Genomic DNA, 22,640 nt, shown 5'->3' with positions numbered 1-22,640 from the left:
CCTAAAAAAAGAGATAGCCTTTGCTACCTCTTATCTTCCTTTTTATTTACTTGTTCTAAAATATCTCTAAGCTTTTCAGGAACTGGTAGCCCTAAATGTGTAGCATTTTCAAGAATCGATATTCCTTCATTTGATAGATAAAAGAATATAACTGCCGTTCTTAAAACTGATCCTGACTTAATAATTGTGATATCTAAAATATTTGCTATACCAACCAATAAGAAGATCAGTATCTTCCTAAAAATCCCCTTAAAACCTAACTTACTAGATAACTTTTTATCTGCAATTGCACACATCACTCCCGTGATATAATCAATAACTACAAATAAAATAAGAGCTATGAGTAAACCGTCATGCTCTCCTAAAAAGTAACCTAGCCATCCACCTATAACAGCCATTGCCGTATTAAAAATTTTTATTAAATCTTTCATTTTACCTCCATCCATTTTCCGTTATCATATTTGTATTGTTTTATCTTTGTGCCATATCCAAAAGTTAAGGCACTGCCATAAGCTCCATCTGGATATTTGTGAATGATTGCTATCCCTCTAGTTGCTACTCGACAAACAGCAAAACTTAAACCTTCTTTAATATTTCTCCAATTTGCTTTGATTGCTTCTATATAATTATTTGACCCTACTGCTCTGTGGTCGGCATAAAACTCATCATAAATTAGCCCTACTTTCAAATCATTTATTAAATCATCCTTTATAAAAAGTCCTTCTTTATTAGCTCCAGGTACAATATTGATGCCTATGCTTTTCTTTCCTAATACTAATGGAGCTTGACCAGATGCAATTTGTCCTGTTACTTGTAAATCTGTAAACTTATCTCCAAAATACAAGGTGTAGTTAAGCGTATTTTCTATAGCTACATTTGTTGTATAAGAAATATTCCTACTATTATGTGTTGATGAAGAAGATAGACTTACCCTCCAATAAGCCTCGTTGATATTTCTTTCACTGGAATTATTTACATTTTTGAAATTAATTAATCCAGTAATTTTCCCACTTGTGCCTAAAGGATTAGGGCTTAAGCCTTGATACCTTTCTGCTACATGGTTTGATAAACTAGGTTTTACATAAGGTCTTGATACTATATTCCCAAGGGTTCTAGTCCCTGTAATTCCTCTTGAATCAGTAGCTTTAACTACAACACTTAAATTCCCAGACTGAGTCACAAGCGTCTTGGCCGTTCTCGAATTAAAAGTTGCCCCTTGAAATATAATTTGATAAGACTTAATACTTGCTCCATTTCTTCCACTTGCATTTAATTCAATATTCGCTGTATGGATGCTTTGTACGGCATAAGATGGACTTCCAAGTAAATGTTGGTTCTTGCCAGAGAGACTAAAAGAGCCAGAAATACTAGGGCTTTCCTCTTTTAATTTCAAGGATACTGTCCTTGTAACAGAAGAAATTTTACTTTGACCTTGGTATATATTTGCTCCAACTCTTATTTGTACAGTCTTAGAATCAGGATTGTTATTATGCATGTCATTTATCTTGTTATTTGAAAATGAGAAACTTGTTCCAGAGCCGTAATTGCCACTAATTGTTTCACCCCAAGTCCATGAGTTTTTCTTTGCATTGTAGTATTCATAGTATAAGGAGACTTTTGCTGTTGATGAGTATTTACTAAAAGTAACTGTCTTGTTTCCTACTGCATTAGACCATCCACTAGAAAGTGAGAAACTTGATTCATTAATTCCTCTAATAATCCTGTCAAGTGTAATGTCCCCACCTGCATAAATTTCAGAAACATTAACTCCACTCCAATACAAAACTTTTACATTAAACCAACCTTCAAGCTTTACTGTCGCATTACCATTACTATCATGCTTTATTGTATGATAGGCTGTATTCATTAACCTATGTCTTTCGGATGAATTTGAAGACGTATAATAATAGGTATTTCTAGTCCCGTTATTTATTCTCGTATTTCCCTCATAATTATAGGCATTCCAACTAATGGTTCCATTAACATTAAAATATGACCTTACTCGAATTGTTGTAGTATTATCCTTTACTGACTGCGATGAAATATCCCAATGAAGCTCTAATCTTGGTCCCCATTGGTTAACTCTTCTTGTACCATAAATTACACCACTTCTTGCCATTAAACTCCTCCTGTCCAGCTAAATATCGTAAACTCGCTCTTATATTTCTGTGCCGTATGGTTTCCAAATCCGATTGTCTCCTCAACATATAAACTCTTTGCATCAACTCTTCCATCCTTAAGAGTCATCGTTTTTACTCCATTTGAGTTCATATCAATTCCATTTGAACCTACTCTTAAACTGGAACTATCAGCAGACCCCCATTCTGTATAGGTGTTTCCTTCACTATCAAGTCCAGAACGTATAAGTGCTTTTATTTCTTTAGTCTCTTTTTCATTTTGACTTAAAGCATTATCTATTCGTTTAAACTCCTGGATAAAACTATCTGACTTTTGTTTAGCTTGAGTTGAGGTCAGAGAAACTATTTTTAATGCCCCGCCCATTGTTTCAATTTCTTTTTTCATCTCAACAATCGAAAATAATTGCTCATCGGTTTGTTCTGTAACTGATGTTATACTTGTTTTAATTTCATGAAGAGTCTCATCAATTTCAAAAGGATTAGGTATATATTCAGCTTCGGTATAAGAAATAGAACCGTCAGAAAAAATGGTCTTATACCTTCTCCACAGATATTTTCCTTCCTCATACATAGCAATTTCAGACCAATTAGAATCAGGCTTAGATTCATTGCTTGAATGAAGACTGTACTCAGCACCAAAGCTTTTAATTCCAATACCAGCCTTGCCATCTTTTCCTTTAGGTCCTTGTTCACCTTTCTCTCCTTGGGGGCCTCTTGGACCAGTATTACCTCTAGGACCAGTTTCTCCTTTCATTCCTTGAATACCTTTTTCTCCCTGTGGACCTCTTTGACCAGGATCGCCTTTAGGTCCTCTTTCTCCTTTAAATCTTTCAATTACCATAGGGTCAGTTAAGCTTGATTGAATTTCACTTGAGACAACTGATTTAATAGACTCTGCACTAATTGTTAGATTTTTCCCATCCCACACTAATGCATCTCCAATATTAAAAGTCCCATTTTCTAAATCAAAACTAACCTGACCGCCTTCAAGAATTCCTACTCTAATTAAAGATGCTGTAAAGCCTGCGCCAGTTCCAAAGGTAGACCAAATCCAACCACCTTTGCTATCTTTCTTATTTGCAATTCTAAAACCTAATGAGCTAAGCTCCATAGCCCAAGTAGAGTCTTTTTCACTTTTTTTATTAGTGATAACAACCCCTCTATCGACATCAAAAAAGGCATTAGATGTCCCAGATGAAAACTGGTCATTTAATGCCTCAACCACCTTATCGATATAGGTGAGTTTATTTATTTCTTTTGTTTGTATAAATGCTTTATCATATAGACTTTCTTTACTTGATAATGATGAGACTTCTTCTTTTATGCTTTTAGCATAATCTCCTAGTGTTTTTCTAATATTTCCTAAAACAAGTTTTCTAACTTCACTCTTATCTAGGCTTTCTTCCACTTCTAGAACTCTCGCCTTAAAGCTTTCATTTAAGTCATAATCTCGAATAGTTACTGTATCTCCAATAGATACTCCTTCAAAATCTAAACCAAACGATTTTAAATCAACAACATCCACTTCATAAGTGATACTTGGTTTTGATAAAAACTTAAGTTCTTCTTTTGTTTTTTGAAGAAGTACATACTTATCATCGATATCATCAAAAAATATAGCCCCAGACCTATGCCTATTATTTAGACCATACTTTATTCTAGCTTCATTATTTTCTATATAAGCCTTATTGTTATTGATGTCTTTAAAACTAATTCTTCTAGTGTAGGCTTTTACTCCTTCCTCATTTTCTAATTCTTCACTCTTGCCATATCCATAGAGTGCTGTGATAATATCATCTTCATTAATCGTTTGTTTTATAGCCTTTATATCTTTAGAAAAAGAAAACCTCTTACCTTTATCCTCTCCAATCCTGTCTTTATATATAACTTTTCTTTCAACAACTCTTTCTCCTGAAACTGTTATTTTTGTACTTATCTCACCACCAAAATCCTTTAACAGTTTACTTAAAGCCTCAAAGGCAGAGATTCTATAATAATTAGTCGTCCCAATGGTCGTTTTTGATACTTCACTTTTCCATCTTGTTACAGATAAGAGCCTATCTAATGCGTTTTTAGCTGATGAGTTTCTTGCTCTTAAGTCCTCTATGAAATCTCCTCTAATTTCAGTTAATGAGTTTTCTAAAAAGACTTGATAATAAACGCCTTTTTCATCATGAATACGATCAATTGATGAAACAATATATTCATGCCATAGACCTTCCTGATCCTTATATAAAAGTTTGAAATACTTTTCTAAAAAATTATCAAAAGTTTCAAAAGTGATAGAATCAAGACCATTAATTACTTCTTTTCTCTTAACATTAAAAGCATTTAGGTTGTTTGTTCTTTCTTCATTTCTATTTAATACTATAAATTTCATTATGCCCACCTTGCTCTGTATCGATAAATTGGGCTAGTAATCCCTTCTAACTTTATTGAGTTTTCTCCTTTACTTAGATAAAAGAAGTCACTGTCTAAAAATACATACCTCATAGCATTTTTATTATCTATGTAGACCGCTTCTAATCCAGTGTCTACTTCTATAGTTTTATTAATCATTCCTGAAGTGTTAATAGTAATCTTTTCTAAAGTCTTATTATTTGTAATCGTCACTAGCTCTTTTGAAATTTGCCCTCTTAACTTAAATGGAGCTTTAAGATTTCCAATATTATTTAATGACTTATATTCTTCTTTAGAATAAAAAACACCATCTGGGTTGATAAACTTTAATGTGATAAATCCAGTGTTTAGAAATTTTTGAAAATCAATCTCTCCATCAAGAATGGCCATTTCATATCTATCTTTATAATCTTTAAGTTCAAGCTTTTTAGGGCTTTCTACAAGAAGGGAACTTAAAAGAATGTCTTTTGTTTCGTTGATATTTTTATTAAATACTTCTTCTATAAGTCTTATATCAACTTCAACGGGTTTTGAATTTAGTTTTCTTTTTAGAAAATAAGCTCCTTCTTTCCCTGGCAAATCATAATAAGTATTAGAAACAGACACTAAGGGTCTTCTTATATCTTCTACTTTTACAAACTTTGATAAATCAGTATTGTTATAAATAAAATCAGCCATGTGATAGCCCCCTTTCATACCTTTTAATTTCTTTTAAAATCTCTCTACCAATTCTCTCAATATCTGCTTCTTCTCTTACCTCTAGCTTTTCAATATTAATAACAATTGCATCACTAGTATTATTTTTAGACTTTACTCTTTTGACAGCATCCTCTAAAAACTTATCTAATTTGTGAGTCGGAACAAGAGCCTCTGAGCCAGCCTCACCAACACCTATAACAGAAGGTCTATCAAATATTCCCCCTTCCTTGTACCAAGAGATTCCAAGAGATGGAATACTACCTTTAAGTAAATCACCAATTTTCCATCCCTTTGGCTTTATCCCAAAGTGTGGCATTGGAATTTTTGGCCATGAAAACTTAAATGAAAAGAATCCCTTAATTGCATCAACAATTCTTTTTACAGCATTTTTAGCTGTCTCGATTGGAGTTATAATTGCAGACTTTACTCCATTCCATATCGTTGTTACTGTATTTTTTATTCCATTAAAGACATTTGATATACTTGATGAAATTGAATTAACAATATTTGATATCGTTGATTTAATACCATTCCAGACATTGCTTGTTGTATTCTTAATCCCATTAAAAACATTAGTTATTAATGAACTGATGGTGTTAAACACATTTTGAATAGTTGTCTTTATTGTATTTACAACAGTGCTAATTACTGTTTTTATACTATTCCAGACATTTGTAACAACGGTCTTAATGGTATTTAAGATGCCTGTAATGACTTCTTTAATTACATTAAATCCTGTTTCAATAACTGTCTTTATGACATTTACAACTGTTGTAATTACAAATTTTATAGCTTCCCAAACATTTGTAATTACTGTTTTTATAGCTTCAATGACTGTTGTTATAATCGTTTTGTAAATTTCAAAGTAGGTTGAAACAATTGTCTTTATAACTTCAAAAACTGTTAGAAAAATATTTTTTATAGCTTCAAATGCTGAAGATAAAAACTCTCCAATGGAAGTGACAACTGTTACAAATATATTTTTAATAGCCTCCCAAATCACAATGGCATACTCTTTTATAGTCTCCCAATTTTGATACAGTAAAACCCCTACTGCGACAAGGGCTGCTATTACAGCCATCACAATGCCTACAGGTCCTGCTAAAGCACCTAAACCTACTCCTAAAACAGCTGATATACCTTTTAAGGCTGTAAAAATCCCTATTGCACTTGTAACTATAGGAAGTAAGGCAACAAATACACCAGCAAATATTCCAAGACCAGTAATAATATTTTGAAGAACTGGATTTAGATTGTTAAACCAATTAAATAAGCTCTCAAGAGCATCAACAAAAATTGTTAATGCACCCTGGGCTATATTTTGAAAACTTGTTCCTAGTGGTTCTAATAAATCTTTTAATCTCTCCAATGTTCCATGCCAGTTTTCTCCAACTGTCTTTTGGTTCATTAAGTCTGCTTTACCTGTTACATCGCCCATACTAGATTCAATTCCAAGTAGGGCAATAGATGCTTCTATACCTAAATCTTCAAACTGAGTTGATAAAAGAGTTAATGCAGCTTGCTGGTCTGATGGATCCATTTTCTTAATATCTTCTCCAATGGATGCCATGACATCTGTAATTGTAGCTTTACCTTCTTTCCAATCATTAAACACATTCTTGGTACTTTCAGAAAAAGAATCTAGGTTATTTTCAAAGGATCCATCAGCAAGTCTTATATGTAATTCTTTAATAGCATCTGCTGTCTTATCGGTATTAAAAGCACCATTTTCCATACCCGTGAGAAGAATATCCATAAATTCTTCAATTAATAAATTAGCATCTGCAAATAAAGGACTGTATTCTTTTATCGTATCTACAAAATCATCTGAATAATTTAGTCCTTTTTGATATCCACCTGCAAGATAATCAAAGGCTTCTTCAGAACTTAATCCAAATTCCCTAATTAGAACTTGTGCCGCTCTAACATTTTCATTAACTTCTGTTCCAGTTCTTTTGGATAGGGTTAATAGTTTATCTGTCACTTTAGATAGCTCTACATCATTTAACTCACTAAAAGCTTTTTTAACTAAAATGACTGCATCTGTTGCTTCAGAAGAAGACTCTACAATACCTCCTGCCATTACATCATCAACGACTTCACCTAAAGATAAAGCTTCTTCTCTAGTTAATGATAGATTGGTTTGAAGTTTTACACAATTATCATCTTGCTCGTTAGCATATTCCCTTGCTGCATTAGCAATATCCACAAACTTATCAACTACAGCTTGTGCCATATCAGCAAGCTCTGTTAATGCTCCTCCAGCAACCATTTGTTCTAGGGAATCAGATACACCATCTGCACTTTTCTCGGTTTGCTTTAAGCTATCAGAAAACTTCTTAGTTTCATCTGATAAGCCATTAAAAGAAGTATCCCCACCAATAGACTCTAGATATTTATTTAATTTTTCTACATCTGTCCCAGTATCTAGAAATTCATCACCAAGCTTTATGAGAGCTTTTTGCATCTCTTTAGATGAGCCTTCTCCCTTTTTAAACTGGCCTACTAATTTATCTCCAACAATATCAGATACATCATCAATGGTTTTTCCCTGAGATTCAAGAAGTCTTATTATATTATCTGTTGATTTTTCTAGATTTTCTTGTTCGTTCTTGGAATCTCTAAGTCTTCTTGTATAGATTTCTAAACTTTTTTCTGTGTCAATGATTTCTCTTTGAAAGGCTTCATATTCTTCAATAGAAAGTTTACCCTCATTAAATTGTCTTTTTACATCTCTTTCTGCATCTTTTAAGATATTTAACTTGTTCTTGGTTTCATCAAGTACAACTTGCAGGTTTCTTTGTTGCTGTTCTACAAGCTTAGTATTACCAGGGTTAAACCTTAGTGCTTTTTCAATATCTCTTAAAGAGTCAGAGGCCTTTTTGGCCTTCTTTTCCGAATCTTCTAATGCTTTTGAAAGTTTAGTGGTGTTGCCATCAATATGAATGGTGATTCATCTTATTCTTTTACTAGCCATCTAGACCTTCCTTCCTTAAAAATTATTAAAGTCCGCTTGAGTAGCATTTCTTACTAATTCTTTTTCATCCTCAAAATAAAAATTGTTATACTCAATGCAGTAATCTACAATTTGACCTGGATTCATTTCATCAAACATTTCAAGGGACAGTCCTCTTTTTACTGCCCCTATCATCATGGTTTCAATGTTTACTTCCTTATCGGCTTTTTTTTAGACTTACTTTCAATGGTTGAAACAAAAGCTCGAGTCAAAAGTTCTTCAAGCTCCACCATAATATCTTCAAGTAGAAACTCATCAAAACTATCAAGCCAGTCAAGTAAATCAGGAATTGTATTATCTGCTGTTTTAGCTAAAACCCATATGATATTAAAGATTACTTCAGTATTAATATTCTCAATATCTATCGTTTTACTTTTTTTCTTATCATCTGGAAACATCCCCATCATATCTTTAAGTGGATCATTTCCAGTTAGTTGTTTATACCTGATTAAAAAACCACCAGTACATTTAAATCTGGTGGGCTTTCCTGAAATTATAATTGTTTTTTCCATAGCTATACTCTCACCGCCTCAAATGGCTTTTTAAAGAAATCGTTATAAGCACTTTCTCCTTGGTCTACTCTAGCCTTAACTAACTTATCTGATATTCTTCCAACAGCAGTAAAATCAAAGGAATCTGTTTTTGGTTTTACAGAATCTCCTACAGTTTCTCCTTCAATGTTTGGTCTAGTAGCTGAGCATTTATATAGAATATGCCTTGCACCTTTTTCATCACCTTCAAATTGGAAACCTAAAGCAAATGGAGTATTCTTATCTTCTCCACTTTCTGTAATCACTCCTGATGAAGTATCTTTTTTCATACCTAAAATCTTTATTAAAAAGTCTTCAGGTATTAATGCAATCTCTAAAGAACCACTGTAGCCATTGTTAGATGTAGCAACATAATATGAAGTATTATCAGCATAAAATGGCTCACTGGATCCTTCTGGAGATAAACTTAAAGATACTGCACCTGGTATTTTTATAGCTTGTCCATAAGTTATTGAATCACTCGTTTCACTTGTAATTGGATAAACATGGACATTTGAAAGTCCGTATTTTACCTTATTCATAAACTCCTCCTAAATTGATATATAATAATTGTGTTTATATAACTCTTGGTCTTTTATATAAATAGTTTCATCATCTGTAAATATCTTGAAATTCTCTTCTAAGAAATTCTCAAGCTTTTCTTCAGTAGCTAAATCTTTAGTTTCTGTATAAAGCTCTATTCTTATATTTCTTTTCTTTGTGTAAATTTTTGAATCAGCAATAAAACTTTCTTTGCCTTCATCAACATAAACAATAAATGGAAGTGAAGGTGCTTTTTCAAAGTGGTCATAAGCAACATCAACTCCCATTTCCTTACTTAGCTTATTAAAAAATTCAATCATACTTTGCCCTCAAAATACTTGATGATATCTTCACTTGCCTTTTTCTCTGCTTTTTCAATATGAGGGTATGCTTTTGTTCTTGAACCATCCCTATTTACATGGCCATGTTCTAAAAGATGAGTAAGCTGATATTCTTTGTTATGAATAATTTTGGATTGAATTCCCAGCTTTTTATCTCCATTTGAAACCCTCCAGCTTTTCCTATACTTAGGCCTATAATCCTTAAATGACCCAGAAGACTTTAGATTTTTAACTGTTTCTTTAGATATCTCATCAATAATTTCATTGGTGGCTTTTATAACATCATCAGTGTAATCTTCAAATATGTCTTTAAGCTCTTTATGAAGCTCCTTCATTATTTTTCTCCGATTTATTTGTAGTAGCCTTCGTTGTTTTTCTAGTTTGAGTTTTCTCAAGTTCTTCTTTAGCTACACCTTTAAGAACAAACTCCTTTAGTCTTTCTAAACTAAACTCCTTATAGGATAATTCATCCCCTTCATTAAAATATCTTTTTTCTTGTATACCATAAAATCTTTTAGTTATTAATACCTTCATCTTTATTCCTTTCTATTTTTTTGCACTTAAGCTTTAATGCTTTCTTTTTAAAATTCATATAGTCTATGCCTAGAATGTCGTAATAATCTCCTTTAAAAACGACTCTATAGGATCTTGAATCAAGCAAACTAGCCTCTTTTGAGTAACGAATAGTAAAGTCGATATTATTCACATCCCAAACCGCTCCATTAGTTAATGCTTCATTAGGAGATTGTCCAGAGATAGTTGTATATAAAATAAGGAAATCAACCCATTTCTTAGACTGATTTCCCATTTCATCTTTTATGATTTCTAACTTTTCTATTTTTATTTTTTCATTTAAAAGGGATATTTTCATTAAAACTCCACCTTCCTGTGTCCAAATAAAAGTGCTCGTAAGGTAAGCGTTAAGTCTTTATGATTCGCATTTTCTCTGTTCTCATAAAAATATCCTAAGGCATAATAGACCGCTGTTTTTATTAATTCTTCATCTTCAAGATGGTCTTTTCTTAAAACATCTAGGCATATTCTTTTTGATGATTCAATTAAGGATGTGATTAAGTCATCATCATCGTTTGAATCAACTCTTAGATAATTTTTTGCCTCCTCTAAACTTATCATCACACCCTCCTATACTTAAACTGATTGAACTAACTTTTGAATTTTTATGGCATCCTTTAAGATGACTTTTCCATCAACTCTTTCTTTTGCTAAAAGTCCAATCATTCCATTTCCTGCATACAGTTCTTTTAATTCTTGGAACGAACGAGTACCTCTATCACCAATGTTGTAATAAGAGAAATCTCCAAAGGCTATTTTATCTACTGGTGCAAATTCAGAAGTATAAACTGGATAACCTAAAAGCCTATCTGGCTCACCTTCCTTATATGATGACTCCCAGATATAGTTTTCTGTCGTATCCTTAAACTTTCTAATTTGTGCAACTAATGAGTCATGCAAGATAAAAGAAGCATTTTTTCTATAAGCTCTTTCTAGTTTATAGACTAAATCAATTAAACTATTTGGTGTTAATGCAACCTCTCCATCAAGGAAAGTACCACCATCAGTTTCATTAAAGATTCCTGTTGGTTTATTTCTACCATCACCAACTAAGAACGCTTCTTCCTCAGCATTTCCAAGAGCCTTACCAAATTGATTAATAATATGGTCTTCAAGGTTAAATTGATTATCATATAAAAGTTCTTCAGTAATCTTAATTGCTACATGTAGCTTATGAGCATCAAGGTTTACTTGCTTAAATTTAGAATCTCCAAAGCTAATCTCTGCACCTTCTTCTATCCAAGCAGCTGATGGACTAGTTGCAGCAATATTAATCTTATGAAGACCACTTGTTTCAATAACAGTTGCAAGATTTCTCATAATATTTTCACTTTGAAGCTTAGTGATTAATCTGTCATCATATTCTTCTGGAACTAAATAGCCTCCATTTTCATCAACACCTTCTTGTAAGACATTATCAATGACTCTAAAATTTGACCTAAAAGCCTTTAAGAAAGAATCCTTATATGCTTTAGTCTGTCTTACATCTTTCTTTTCTTCTTCCATTGCTCTTGGATTATTGGTAATAGGTTCAGACACTGCCATACTTAATTTTTTATCCATTTCATCTTCCCTTCTTAGACGTTCAATTTCTACTGAATAGTTTTTGATTTTCTCTTCCATCTGTTCATAAGTAGTTAAGTCTTCTTTTGATAAAAGACCATCCTTATCTTTTTTTTCATCTACATAAGCCTTAGCTAAATCCCATGCCTTAGCTCTTTTTTCCATAAGTTCATTAATCTTATTCATTTCTTACCTCCAACTTTTTAGTAAATCTAATCTTTTATTTATTTCATTAGTGTTAATCTTATCTTCAGTTACACCCTCTTCTAAGGGCTTTATTTTGGCCTTTGTGGCAAGTTTATCCATTAATGAGTTCACTACCTTAACCCTTGAATACATAGAGCTTACTTCGGGTATTTCTAAATCTTTATTTTCTTCTCTATGTAAAATTCCATCACAGAAATTAAGATTGATAGCTGTGTGAACATTCATCCATGTCTCATCATCCATTAACTTTGATAGTTTTCTTCTATCAAGATTTGTTTTTATTTCATATGCATTAATGATTGACTCTTTTACTTCATCAAGCATAGAAACTGCCTTTTTAATGTCTTCTCTATTACCAAAAGCAATAGTCATCGGGTTATGAATCATAATCATAGAAACAGGGCTCATTAATACTTTAGTACCAGCCATAGCAATAACAGATGCAGCAGAAGCTGCGATACCATCTATCTTTACTGTTACATTTCCTTTATGGTCCATCAGCATGTTATAAATTTGAGCCGCGGCTACTACATCACCTCCTGGCGAATTTATCCAAACCGTAATATCACCTTTATGCTCCTTTAACTCCGATAAAAAAAGTCCTGGCGTGATGTCATCATCAAACCAAGACTCTTCAGCAATTGTTCCGTTTAGAAATAAGATATTTTCTGTTGTGTCATCTTTATTTTTTATCTTCTTCCAATTCCAAAACTTCTTCACTTTCTTCCTCCTTGTTATAAAATGCACCAGCTTTTTCTAGTGGTAGCATATTTCCATTTACCAAATACAAATCTCCTCCTTCTTCTTTAGGTATTAAATCTAGATTTTCAAGTCTTCTAATATCATTTGCACTCATCCAGCCGTTTTGCCTTCCTATAGAATAACCATTCATCCTTGATTGATAATCTCCACGAAGTAATCCATCAACATTAAACTTCACATAGTATTTATCTTTTTCATCATCTTTAAGAAGTGTTTTTACTATAGTTTGTTCCCACCTTGAAACCCATGGATCAAGAGTGTATTTAACAAACTCTAGCGATTGTTGTTCTATATTAGAAAAGCTAGACTTTTCAAGATCACCTACCATATGAGGAGGTATCTTAAAAATTCTAGCTATTTCTGTAATTTGAAATTTTCTTGTTTCTAAAAACTGGGCTTCATTTGGAGATATTGATATTGGTGTATATTTCATACCTTCTTCAAGTATCGCAACCTTATGAGAGTTGTTTCCTGAAAAGCCTCTAGACCAAGATTCTCTCATTGCCTCTGGATTTTTTATCGTACCAGGATGTTCAAGTATTCCACTTGGTGTTGCTCCATTTGAGAAAAACTTTGCTCCATATTCTTCAGCAGATATACTCATTCCTATCGCATTTTTTGCCATAGCAATTGGAGAATATCCAACCAATCCATCAAATCCTAATCCTGGAATGTGTAAGACATCTTTATTTGAAAGCTTTATATTCTTAATTGTCATACGGTATTCATAAAATATTTCTCCATCATCATCCCTATCAACTTTAATCCTATCTGGCATTAAAGGATATAATCCTAAAACATCACCTCTTCCATTTCTTATTATTTGGGCATAAGCATTACCCCATAATAAAAGATGAGTCATTAAGGTTTCACGAAAGATAAAACTTGTCATTTCACTATTTGGCTCATCATGAAGTATTTTATATAAAGGATGCTTTATTGCTTTTGTTGAACCTAGATTTGTATATTCATATACATGTAGTGGAAGAGAAGCTATTGTTTCAGATAAAATTCTTACACAAGCATATACTGCAGACATGGTCATTGCAGTTTGTTCAGTTACTCTTTTACCACTAGATGAGGTTCCTACATAAAAGTTATATCGATTGTCTGAAATCTTATTTACTGGTTTATCTCTTGATTTTCCACTAAATATTTTTTTTATTATATTCATTCTTTCTCCTTAAAAAAAGGTATTAAAATAGCACCTACTTTTTGTAGGTGCTTAATATTAAGTAAAATTTATATTAATGTAATCTTTTTTATTTCAATTCTATGAAATATGACTATCTAAGACCAAATATATAATTATCATCATTTATAATTAAGTGCTTTATTTTATTAATATATTTTGGACTTACTAATACCTGCCCTTCATGTGCTATAACAAATGAAACTATCTCGCCTTTCTTATCATAAAATGCTATATCTGAGATCCCCCATGAGGTTTCTTTAAGCTTACAAGCAATTAGATTATTTGGCATTTCTTTTTTTTCAATAATAAAGAAATTTTCAAAGTTCAATAGTATATTCTTAAATTCATCATCTGCATAAAACTTATACAATTGATTTCTTCTTCCACTTGAAACTGTGCCTTTCCAAGATCTAACACTTTTTGAAATTATGTTATTATTATCAAAATAATTCATTACATTTTTTATATTATTGTCATCATTCTCTAAAACTACATATTCTATATACTGTGTATTTGCATATACATAATTTATATATTCAACATAATCAAAATGATCTTTCAATTCTATCTTAATCATATTTTATCTCCTTATTTTAGGTAATCCATAGAATGAATGCTCCCCTCTTCTTTTCAAAGTATGATAATGAGAGAAAAATACGCCTTTTCTACCCGATGAATAATGATTCTCAGAATGTGTAACCCCTAAACCTGTTTCTTTAACAATTCCTTTGGCATGAACTGCCAATATAGTATATGTGCTTAATCCAGATTTTATTCTTCTAACCGCTGTATCCCTTTTAATTGATATTGGAGAAATTAATACATTATTTCCTTTTATTATAGCAGGGTAATAAAGCCCTTTTATTATTCTTTGACTAATTTTATCTATTGCGTAATAGGTAACTCCCGCAACAACTACAACTGTTGCAGCCTTTGCTAACGCAGCAGCTAAAGCCGTTAGAATGGCTTTTCCCGCAAAGCCCCCTAAAGTAATGGATATTTGTCCTTCGTAGCTTTCGTCTAAAAGTTCATCCATTGAATCGATTTTATCAGATACCATTGTTTTTTTATCATAGATTGTCATATCAAGATTATCAGTAGCCAAACTTTTTATTTTAATACTATAATCTTCAGTATTTGTCCTATTATTAGTTGAAATAAACTCGCCATCACCACTATTTTTATCTATAGATAAACTGTATGCATCTCCTTCTAAAACAGTTTCAACCTTTAAATCCAGATCTTTCGTTAAACTAATGTTATATTCTACACCATCGATGTAAATTGTTTCAAGATTATAATCCTCAACAGCTATTACTTCAGAATTACTAACAAATGATATATTTAGTATAATAGCAAGTGCTAAAGATATAGTTATTATTTTCTTTAAAAAATTATTTTTCATTTCTTATCTCCTTTGCTTTAAGTATTGCTTCAGTTAATGACAAATAGGAATTACCTAGATAAATTTTCCCATTTAAAAAAATTCTAGATGTTCTGTATATTGAATCTATATGCTTAGATTTAACTACCGATTTTGTTCCTACTCCTACAACATTGGTATATTGAGCTGGATAATCAAAGGTTGATTTTTTATTATTATAACTTGCATATATAATCCCTCCTCCTTCAACAAATTCATTAATATAAGACTCTAGTTCATTAGAAAATCTTGTAGAAGACAAACTAATATTTACTACTCTTATTCCTTTTTCTTTCATCCAAGACAAACCCTTTTTAATTGAATTATCGTTAATTTTACCGTCTATACTTGCATCATAATAATATATTTTTGCGTTAGGACTAAAATTCAAAGCAAAATTTACCATCTCATTGCCATGACTTTCATCCTCGTTCTTATCTTTTCTATTTATTTCAAAAACTTTATTACGATTCAATGAAGAAATAGAGGAATCAATTATACCTATTTCAATTTTATTATCAATTGTATTCAAGAAAAGAAAAGAGTATGACACAAATAAAAATATAATTAAAAGTATTAGAAACAAAAATAATATCAATTTACCTGTTTTTTTATTCATTATGTTCCTCGAAAAAAATATATAATAAATATTATAACATTTAATGTATGCTAATTCAACTTAAATATATTTAAACAATTCATTAATTTTACATAAACAATAACCCTCTATTATCATACACACTTTCTTCATTTACATTTCCATTTCTAATTGCTCTATCTAAAGCCATTATAGTTGCAATCACTCCATCTATTTTTTCAGTGGACTTTTCTTTGTCAGCTTTAATATTTCCTGCTGGATCTGTTCTAATAAATATATTATCGACCATCCATCTTAATACTGGATGTCCTCCATGAGAAATTTTTCTCTCAAGTGTTAGTTTCATTAACTCTTTTGTTGGCGGAGACATATCTTTAAATCCTTGTCCAAATGGAACTACAGTAAAACCCATACCTTCTAAGTTTTGAACCATCTGAACTGCTCCCCATCTATCAAAGGCTATTTCTTTAATATTATATTTATCACCTAAATCTTCTATAAACTTTTCAATAAAACCATAATGAACTACATTTCCTTCTGTTGTTTGAATAAATCCTTGTCTTTCCCACAAGTCATAATTTACATGATCTCGTTTAACTCTTAAATCTAGATTATCTTCTGGTAACCAAAAATATGGAAGAACTTGAAATTTATCTTCTTCATCTAATGGTGGAAAAACTAATACAAAGGCAGTTATATCTGTAGTTGATGAAAGGTCAAGTCCTCCATAACAAACTCTGCCTTTTAATTTCTCTTCATCAACATTAAAATTACATAAATCCCATTTATCCATAGGCATCCATCTTATTGATTGTTTTACCCACTGATTTAGTCTTAATTGTCTAAATGAGTTTTCTTCAGTAGGATTTTGTTTAGCAGATTCACATGCTTGTTTTACTTTTTCTATTGGAACAGTAATACCAAGAGATGGATTAGCTTTTTTCCATACTTTCTCATCTGTCCAATCATCATCTCTATCTGCTCCATAAATTACTGGATAAAAAGTTGGATCAGTTTTTCTTCCTTCAATTATATCTACAGCCTTTTGGTGGGTCTCATAACAAATTGATTTAGTATCAGTTCCTGCAGTAGTAATTAAAAAGTATAAAGGCTGTGTCCTTGCATCCCCTGATCCTTTTGTCATTACATCAAAAAGTTTTCTATTAGGTTGAGTATGAAGTTCATCAAAAACTACACAATGTATATTAAAGCCATGCTTTGAATATGCTTCTGCAGACAAGACCTGATAAAAAGAGTTAGTAGGCTTATAAATTATCCTTTTTTGTGATGCTAAAATTTTTACTCTTTTAGAAAGAGCTGGACTCATTCTAACCATATCTGCAGCCACATCAAATACAATGGTAGCTTGTTGTCTATCGGCTGCACATCCATAAACTTCAGCTCTTTCTTCTCCATCACCACAAGTAAGTAAGAGTGCTACAGCTGCTGCAAGTTCTGATTTACCTTGTTTTTTAGGAATTTCAATATATGCCGTATTAAATTGTCTATATCCAGTTTCTTTTATAATCCCAAATAAATCTCTTACTATTTCTTCTTGCCAATCAATTAACTTAAATGACTTACCTGCCCATCTTCCTTTTGTGTGTTTTAAACATTCTATAAAGGTAACGGCATAATCTGCTCTATCCTTATCGTAATAAGATGAATCCAGCATAAATTTACTTGGCACATATTTCTTTTTCATTTTTCTCCTTTCCTTAAAAATAAGCATAAAAAATAGCCACATGATTGTGACTTCTACTATGACAAATAGAGCCTAAACTCTATTTAGAATTCTATTCTTATCTTTGTCTTGCTATGTTTAATTCTTTGTATGCTTTCTTAAGTTCTCTATCTAACGTTTCTGATTCTGCAAAAAGTTGGAATTCTTCATTTGTTAAATTTCCTTTTGATACTTCCCAAAGTTCTTCATGAACTTGGTCTGCACATTTCTTTGCTATTCCTGCAATTTCTAAAAAGTTTATTGCTAATCCAATTTTGTCTTCTTTTGATTTTTTTATTGAGTTTTCTGCGTATCTTTTACACGCTTTAACTTCTATTTCTAGTCTTTCTAATAATTCTTTTTTCATCTTTTCTCTCCTTTTCTTTTGTTATGTGTATATTGCCATAATAAAAAATCTATAGCAACTATAACCTTGATATCATCACGGTTATAAAGGAGATGTGTCTTTTAATACACACTTTTTTTAAAGGTTATCTATAAAATCATCAAACCATTTTGCTCCAATCTCAAGTCTTATCATTGGTAGTCTTCCTAGTTTATTATATTTTAAGCTTACAATCCTTAAATCATCCTGAAAATCTGTTCCGTATATTTCGTTTATAGTTTCTCCCATTGTAATGTAAATAGTATCATCTTCTAGGTATTCTTTTAAATATTCTTGAAATGCTAAATCTCCATCTTTTCCTTCGCAAAGTCCAAGCATTGTTATTGCTGAGGAGTCTATTAATTCTTGTATTTCATCTTTTGTTTTTACATATTTGTATGTCACGTTCTTCTCCTTATTTTGAAAATGCTATGAATTCATCGTATGTTATTAAGCCGTCATTGTAGTCTTGGTAAAAAGGGTTATCTTTGTATTTTTCAAGTTCCTCTTCTTTTCTTTTTTTGTACATTTGCATGTATTCTTTCCAGTTGATCTTGCCTTCTTCATAAAGTACTCTTTCAGGTTCTCTTTCGTAAAGTGCTTCTCTTTTTTCTTTTAATTTTCTTGCTGATTCTAAAAATGTTTGTCTTTTTAATTCTTTGTTTGTCATTTTAATGTTCTCCTTCTCTTCTTTTGTTATACACATATTCCCGTATAACGAAGAATTAGTCAAGTAAACACAGCATAAAAACCGCTATTTTTAGAGCTTTTTAGGCTATTATTTCAACTTTATCTACATTAAAAATAACATTTAATGTAGATCCATTATCCCAATTTACAAGAATTGAACCTAAATCATCTATACCTACAACTGTTCCATAACTTCCTATAGGTGGAGCTCCTATATCATCCATTTTAATTAGCTTTATACGAGTTCCTATAGGATATTTTATCTTTAATTTATTTATTATATTATTTGAAATCATCTAATCACCTCAACTACATATATTGCTCAAGATAAAATTTATATCAAGTATTTTTTACAAGTCTATTAAAAATGTATATTGCACATGGAAGAGCTATGCCATTGCCCCACATTTTGTATTCTGCTGAATCTGTTTGAGGATTTTTTAGCCATTTTAATATCCATTTATCTGATTTCTTATTTTTCAATCCTTTAATTTCAGCATCCTTATCAAAAACTTTTCTCCAAAATTTAAGATCTATATCTGATGGATTATCTAATTTTAAATCTTCACACCAATAATCAGGAAAACCTTGTAATCTTCCACATTCTTTTGGTGTAAGTCTTCTAACAAATCTATGATTAACAAGTGGTGGATCTTTATAGTCACTTGCAACTAAGGCCGATGATATATTTTTATCTGCATTTGTAAAATGAGAATTTTTACTAATAGAATAAACATCTTCAACTATTGCCACACCACCTTGATTTCTTGTAGGTATGTTTCCAGATGTATCTATTGTTCTTGAAACATCACATTTATAAATATTATGCCTTTCATTTTTTGTATTTTTAGAAGTTTGTCTAATATCATATACAACAAAAGGTTGATTGTTTCCTCCTTGACCTAAATTTGATGCAAGTGTTGGACTTTTTTCTAAAGGACCTTTATATCTAGAATCTTGACTATGATTTTCAAATACTAAAGGTGGATTTCCTGCTTTTGCTCTTAAAGTTCCAGATATTTCTTCAGATATATCCATCCTTTCTCCACCTTGGTCATTTAAACAGATTGTTTTATCAATGCATCTTTTAGTTGCTTTGGGATTTCCTTTCCCTTTCTCTTTGCTCTTTGAAGTATTCCCTGACAAGCTTTTTTGCTCAAATAGTATTTCTCTGGCACTTTTTCCATCAAGATCTGCGACAAGAAAGATTCTTCTTCTTCGTTGGGCCACTCCGAAATATTTAGCATCAAGGACTCTCCAAGCAAGGGAAAAATTATCTCCCAGGATTTCTCCTGCACTTTCCCATTTCGATGGTCGAGAAAGTTTAACTGTGGTATCTTTAATTCTTGTAATTTCTTCAAGGACGCATCTAAAGTCTTCACCTTTGTTTGATGAAAAGGCTCCTGGCACATTTTCCCACAGTAGGTATCTTGGATACTTACCATTAGTTTTACACCTCATTTCTTTTATAACTCTTATGGCCTCATAAAAAAGGTTAGATTTTTTTCCTTCAAGTCCTGCCCTTTTACCAGCGATTGATAAATCCTGACAAGGACTGCCAAAGGAAATAATATCTACAGGCTCTATTTTAGATCCATCAATTTCTTTTATATCTCCTAAATGTTTAACTTGAGGTAAGTTTTTTTGTGTAACCCTTATTGGAAATGGTTCAACTTCAGATGCCCATATAGGTTTTATTCCACAAAAAATAGCAGCTAATTCAAATCCACCAGAACCTGAAAATAAACTGCCAAGAGTTAAATTCTTATTCATCTTTTACTACCTCGAAGTAACTATATTCTTTACCATCTCTTAATAACTTTACATCCTTATCACTTCCTACAAGTTCTATAAATCTATTTACAATAACATCTACAAACTTTTCATCAAGTTCTATCATTCTACAAATTCTATTTGTCTTTTCACAGGCAATAAGGGTACTTCCACTTCCACCAAAGGGATCAAGAACAACTGAGTTAATCATTGATGAATTCTTTATTGGATAAGAGATTAAAGGTATAGGTTTCATTGTAGGATGTTCACCGTTTTTCCTTGGTTTATCAAATTCCCATATAGTTGATTCTTTTCTTCCTGTGTACCATTGATGTTTTCCCTTTCTCTTCCAACCATAAAGGATAGGTTCGTGTTGCCATTGATATGGACTACGCCCTAAAACCAGTGATTGTTTTTTCCAAATGCAAGTTCCAGATAAATAAAAGCCTGATTCTTGAAACGCCTTTCTAAAATTAAGACCTTCTGTATCAGCGTGGAATACATAAATCGAACCATCATCAGCAAGATATTTTTCCATATTTAAAAAGGAGCTTAGTAAAAATTCATAAAATTTACCTTGCTCCATATTATCATTTTTAATTTTTCCGGCAGATCCCTCATAATTTACATTGTATGGAGGATCTGTTATTACAAGATTTGCTTTTGTATCTTCCATTAATTTCTCGTAAGTTAACTCATCTGTAGAATCTCCACATATAAGTTTGTGTCTACCTAAAATCCAAATATCTCCAGTTTTTGAAAACGTAGATTTTTCTAATTCCTCATCTACATTAAAATCATCATCTTCTAAACCACTGTCTAAATCAAATAGTTGACTTAATTCTTCTTCTGAAAAACCTGTAAGTTCTACATTAAAACCAAATTCCTCTAATGACTCAATTTCGATTCTTAAAAGCTCTTCATCCCATCCAGCATCTAAAGCCATCCTATTATCAGCTAAAATATATGCTTTCTTCTGAGCTTCATTTAGATGGTCAACAAATACACAAGGAATTTCTTTTATTCCTTCTTCCTTAGCAGCCATTATTCTTCCATGTCCTGCTATAACTCCATAGTCTTTATCTATTATGATGGGGTTAATAAAACCAAATTCACGTATAGATGAACGTAGCTTATTAATTTGTTCTGATGAGTGAGTTCTTGCATTATTTACATAAGGAACTAACTTATTTATATCTACTAACTTCATTTCTTTAGTTGTAATCATATAAGTCCCCACTTTGCAAATGCCTCAAAGCCACCTATATCTTGAATATAATTTCTTGCAATTTCTACTATTTCAAAATACGGTCTTCCATCAATCTCTTCATCTCCTATAGCACATGAGAATTTAATTTCTTTATTTTCTTTTTGTGCTTTTAAGTGGGCATAAATATTTACAGAAACATCTGCCTTAGATAAGTCTTTTCCATGAAGACCTCCTCCAGTTACAGCTCTTCCCATATCTGATCCAAGTTTTCTATTAGTAGCGCCTGTATCAACATTAGTTCCACCAGTCCACTCTCCAAGTGGATTTATTATTGCTTCTGGATAAAATGGCTCTAGTACCTTATTTGATACATTAGATTGACAGATAATAAGTTTATCCCCATCAAGAATATATTTTCCATCAAAGGGATGATATGAATATATTTCTCTAGCTATTAAAGAAAGCCTCTCTTCTTCAAAAGAAGTAGGCACTCCTTTGAATATTCCGTTATCTCCACATCTAATTTTGTCCTTTTGATTTTTAGATAAGTGCTTATCTTGGTCCACTATTTTTATATTAGCTTCAACATTTCCGGCTATTCTTTTAATAGCCTTCTCAATTTCTTTTTTATCTAATTTAGAATCTGTCTCAATAATCACATGGCAATTACCATGACCTAATAAAACTTCAACAGCAATTTTAGGATTTTTATTTTCTTTATATGCTAAATCAACAATTGCTCCATCTATACAATCAGCCTGTTTATCTGGATGCTTTGGATTTACTTTTTCAAACATGTTTTACCTCCATAAAAAAACTGACTACTCAAAACTTTGGTAGTCAGTCTTATTTCTAAATTTTATTTTTATTG

At 31.7% G+C, this 22,640-nt stretch carries 27 protein-coding genes; all 27 read right to left on the bottom strand.

Features of this window, described 5'->3' with window-relative positions:
* Positions 1-23 precede the first annotated feature (23 nt).
* Positions 24-431: a phage holin family protein gene (locus ABGF48_RS04290; RefSeq protein WP_408105107.1), complete on the bottom strand. Its 408-nt coding sequence runs from the start codon at positions 429-431 to the stop codon at positions 24-26.
* Positions 428-2,119 (bottom strand): hypothetical protein, encoded by a 1,692-nt coding sequence (locus ABGF48_RS04285; protein ID WP_408105106.1) that lies wholly within the window; start codon positions 2,117-2,119, stop codon positions 428-430. The genes ABGF48_RS04290 and ABGF48_RS04285 overlap by 4 nt, the downstream gene beginning before the upstream one ends.
* Positions 2,119-4,518, bottom strand: a complete 2,400-nt coding sequence (locus ABGF48_RS04280) for a phage tail spike protein (RefSeq protein WP_408105125.1) — start codon at positions 4,516-4,518, stop codon at positions 2,119-2,121. Before ABGF48_RS04280 ends, ABGF48_RS04285 begins: the two co-directional genes overlap by 1 nt.
* Entirely contained in the window at positions 4,518-5,216 is a 699-nt protein-coding gene (locus ABGF48_RS04275; protein WP_408105105.1) for a distal tail protein Dit, read from the bottom strand. The genes ABGF48_RS04280 and ABGF48_RS04275 overlap by 1 nt, the downstream gene beginning before the upstream one ends.
* On the bottom strand, positions 5,209-7,704 hold the full coding sequence (locus tag ABGF48_RS04270; RefSeq protein ID WP_408105104.1) for a phage tail tape measure protein: 2,496 nt from the start codon (positions 7,702-7,704) through the stop codon (positions 5,209-5,211). The genes ABGF48_RS04275 and ABGF48_RS04270 overlap by 8 nt, the downstream gene beginning before the upstream one ends.
* 525 nt (positions 7,705-8,229) lie before the next feature.
* Complete coding sequence (locus tag ABGF48_RS04265) at positions 8,230-8,391, bottom strand: hypothetical protein (protein WP_408105103.1); 162 nt, start codon at positions 8,389-8,391, stop codon at positions 8,230-8,232.
* 11 nt (positions 8,392-8,402) lie between these two features.
* Positions 8,403-8,765 (bottom strand): hypothetical protein, encoded by a 363-nt coding sequence (locus ABGF48_RS04260; RefSeq protein WP_408105102.1) that lies wholly within the window; start codon positions 8,763-8,765, stop codon positions 8,403-8,405.
* A gap of 2 nt (positions 8,766-8,767) precedes the next feature.
* A complete protein-coding gene (locus ABGF48_RS04255; protein WP_408105101.1) occupies positions 8,768-9,325 on the bottom strand; it encodes a major tail protein in 558 nt (185 codons plus the stop codon).
* A 9-nt stretch (positions 9,326-9,334) separates the two neighbouring features.
* Positions 9,335-9,646 carry a hypothetical protein gene (locus tag ABGF48_RS04250; RefSeq protein WP_408105100.1) on the bottom strand — a complete coding sequence of 104 codons (312 nt, stop codon included), beginning with the start codon at positions 9,644-9,646 and terminating at the stop codon, positions 9,335-9,337.
* Positions 9,643-10,002 (bottom strand): HK97 gp10 family phage protein, encoded by a 360-nt coding sequence (locus tag ABGF48_RS04245; RefSeq protein ID WP_408105099.1) that lies wholly within the window; start codon positions 10,000-10,002, stop codon positions 9,643-9,645. The genes ABGF48_RS04250 and ABGF48_RS04245 overlap by 4 nt, the downstream gene beginning before the upstream one ends.
* Positions 9,986-10,201 (bottom strand): hypothetical protein, encoded by a 216-nt coding sequence (locus ABGF48_RS04240; RefSeq protein ID WP_408105098.1) that lies wholly within the window; start codon positions 10,199-10,201, stop codon positions 9,986-9,988. Before ABGF48_RS04240 ends, ABGF48_RS04245 begins: the two co-directional genes overlap by 17 nt.
* Positions 10,182-10,538, bottom strand: a complete 357-nt coding sequence (locus tag ABGF48_RS04235; protein ID WP_408105097.1) for a phage head closure protein — start codon at positions 10,536-10,538, stop codon at positions 10,182-10,184. The genes ABGF48_RS04240 and ABGF48_RS04235 overlap by 20 nt, the downstream gene beginning before the upstream one ends.
* Entirely contained in the window at positions 10,538-10,801 is a 264-nt protein-coding gene (locus ABGF48_RS04230) for a head-tail connector protein (RefSeq protein ID WP_408105096.1), read from the bottom strand. Before ABGF48_RS04230 ends, ABGF48_RS04235 begins: the two co-directional genes overlap by 1 nt.
* Positions 10,802-10,816: 15 nt before the next feature.
* Positions 10,817-11,989 (bottom strand): phage major capsid protein, encoded by a 1,173-nt coding sequence (locus tag ABGF48_RS04225; protein WP_408105095.1) that lies wholly within the window; start codon positions 11,987-11,989, stop codon positions 10,817-10,819.
* Between the two features lie 3 nt (positions 11,990-11,992).
* The gene (locus tag ABGF48_RS04220) at positions 11,993-12,730 is read right to left on the bottom strand and encodes a head maturation protease, ClpP-related (RefSeq protein WP_408105094.1); all 738 of its coding nucleotides are present in this window, start codon (positions 12,728-12,730) and stop codon (positions 11,993-11,995) included.
* Positions 12,693-13,946, bottom strand: coding sequence for a phage portal protein (locus tag ABGF48_RS04215; RefSeq protein ID WP_408105093.1), 1,254 nt, complete (start codon positions 13,944-13,946; stop codon positions 12,693-12,695). Before ABGF48_RS04215 ends, ABGF48_RS04220 begins: the two co-directional genes overlap by 38 nt.
* A gap of 112 nt (positions 13,947-14,058) precedes the next feature.
* Entirely contained in the window at positions 14,059-14,544 is a 486-nt protein-coding gene (locus ABGF48_RS04210) for a hypothetical protein (protein WP_408105092.1), read from the bottom strand.
* A gap of 3 nt (positions 14,545-14,547) precedes the next feature.
* Entirely contained in the window at positions 14,548-15,372 is an 825-nt protein-coding gene (locus ABGF48_RS04205; RefSeq protein ID WP_408105091.1) for a hypothetical protein, read from the bottom strand.
* Positions 15,362-16,009: a S8 family serine peptidase gene (locus ABGF48_RS04200; protein ID WP_408105090.1), complete on the bottom strand. Its 648-nt coding sequence runs from the start codon at positions 16,007-16,009 to the stop codon at positions 15,362-15,364. The genes ABGF48_RS04205 and ABGF48_RS04200 overlap by 11 nt, the downstream gene beginning before the upstream one ends.
* An 88-nt stretch (positions 16,010-16,097) precedes the next feature.
* Complete coding sequence (locus ABGF48_RS04195; RefSeq protein ID WP_408105089.1) at positions 16,098-17,693, bottom strand: terminase large subunit; 1,596 nt, start codon at positions 17,691-17,693, stop codon at positions 16,098-16,100.
* A gap of 97 nt (positions 17,694-17,790) precedes the next feature.
* Positions 17,791-18,078, bottom strand: a complete 288-nt coding sequence (locus ABGF48_RS04190) for a transcriptional regulator (protein ID WP_408105088.1) — start codon at positions 18,076-18,078, stop codon at positions 17,791-17,793.
* A 117-nt stretch (positions 18,079-18,195) separates the two neighbouring features.
* The gene (locus ABGF48_RS04185; RefSeq protein WP_408105087.1) at positions 18,196-18,501 is read right to left on the bottom strand and encodes a hypothetical protein; all 306 of its coding nucleotides are present in this window, start codon (positions 18,499-18,501) and stop codon (positions 18,196-18,198) included.
* Between the two features lie 10 nt (positions 18,502-18,511).
* Complete coding sequence (locus ABGF48_RS04180) at positions 18,512-18,766, bottom strand: hypothetical protein (RefSeq protein WP_408105086.1); 255 nt, start codon at positions 18,764-18,766, stop codon at positions 18,512-18,514.
* A 100-nt stretch (positions 18,767-18,866) separates the two neighbouring features.
* Positions 18,867-19,082: a DUF4314 domain-containing protein gene (locus tag ABGF48_RS04175; protein ID WP_408105085.1), complete on the bottom strand. Its 216-nt coding sequence runs from the start codon at positions 19,080-19,082 to the stop codon at positions 18,867-18,869.
* Between the two features lie 43 nt (positions 19,083-19,125).
* Entirely contained in the window at positions 19,126-20,559 is a 1,434-nt protein-coding gene (gene dcm / locus ABGF48_RS04170) for a DNA (cytosine-5-)-methyltransferase (protein WP_408105084.1), read from the bottom strand.
* On the bottom strand, positions 20,552-21,787 hold the full coding sequence (locus ABGF48_RS04165; RefSeq protein WP_408105083.1) for a site-specific DNA-methyltransferase: 1,236 nt from the start codon (positions 21,785-21,787) through the stop codon (positions 20,552-20,554). The genes dcm and ABGF48_RS04165 overlap by 8 nt, the downstream gene beginning before the upstream one ends.
* Positions 21,784-22,566 (bottom strand): S-adenosylmethionine synthetase N-terminal domain-containing protein, encoded by a 783-nt coding sequence (locus tag ABGF48_RS04160; protein WP_408105082.1) that lies wholly within the window; start codon positions 22,564-22,566, stop codon positions 21,784-21,786. Before ABGF48_RS04160 ends, ABGF48_RS04165 begins: the two co-directional genes overlap by 4 nt.
* Positions 22,567-22,640: the final 74 nt, after the last annotated feature.

This window comes from Helcococcus bovis, assembly GCF_046035835.1.
GTDB classification, from domain to species: Bacteria; Bacillota; Clostridia; order Tissierellales; family Peptoniphilaceae; genus Helcococcus; species Helcococcus bovis.
Note: the sequence above shows the minus strand (reverse complement) of the source record. Positions and strands in the feature narration are given on the sequence as shown.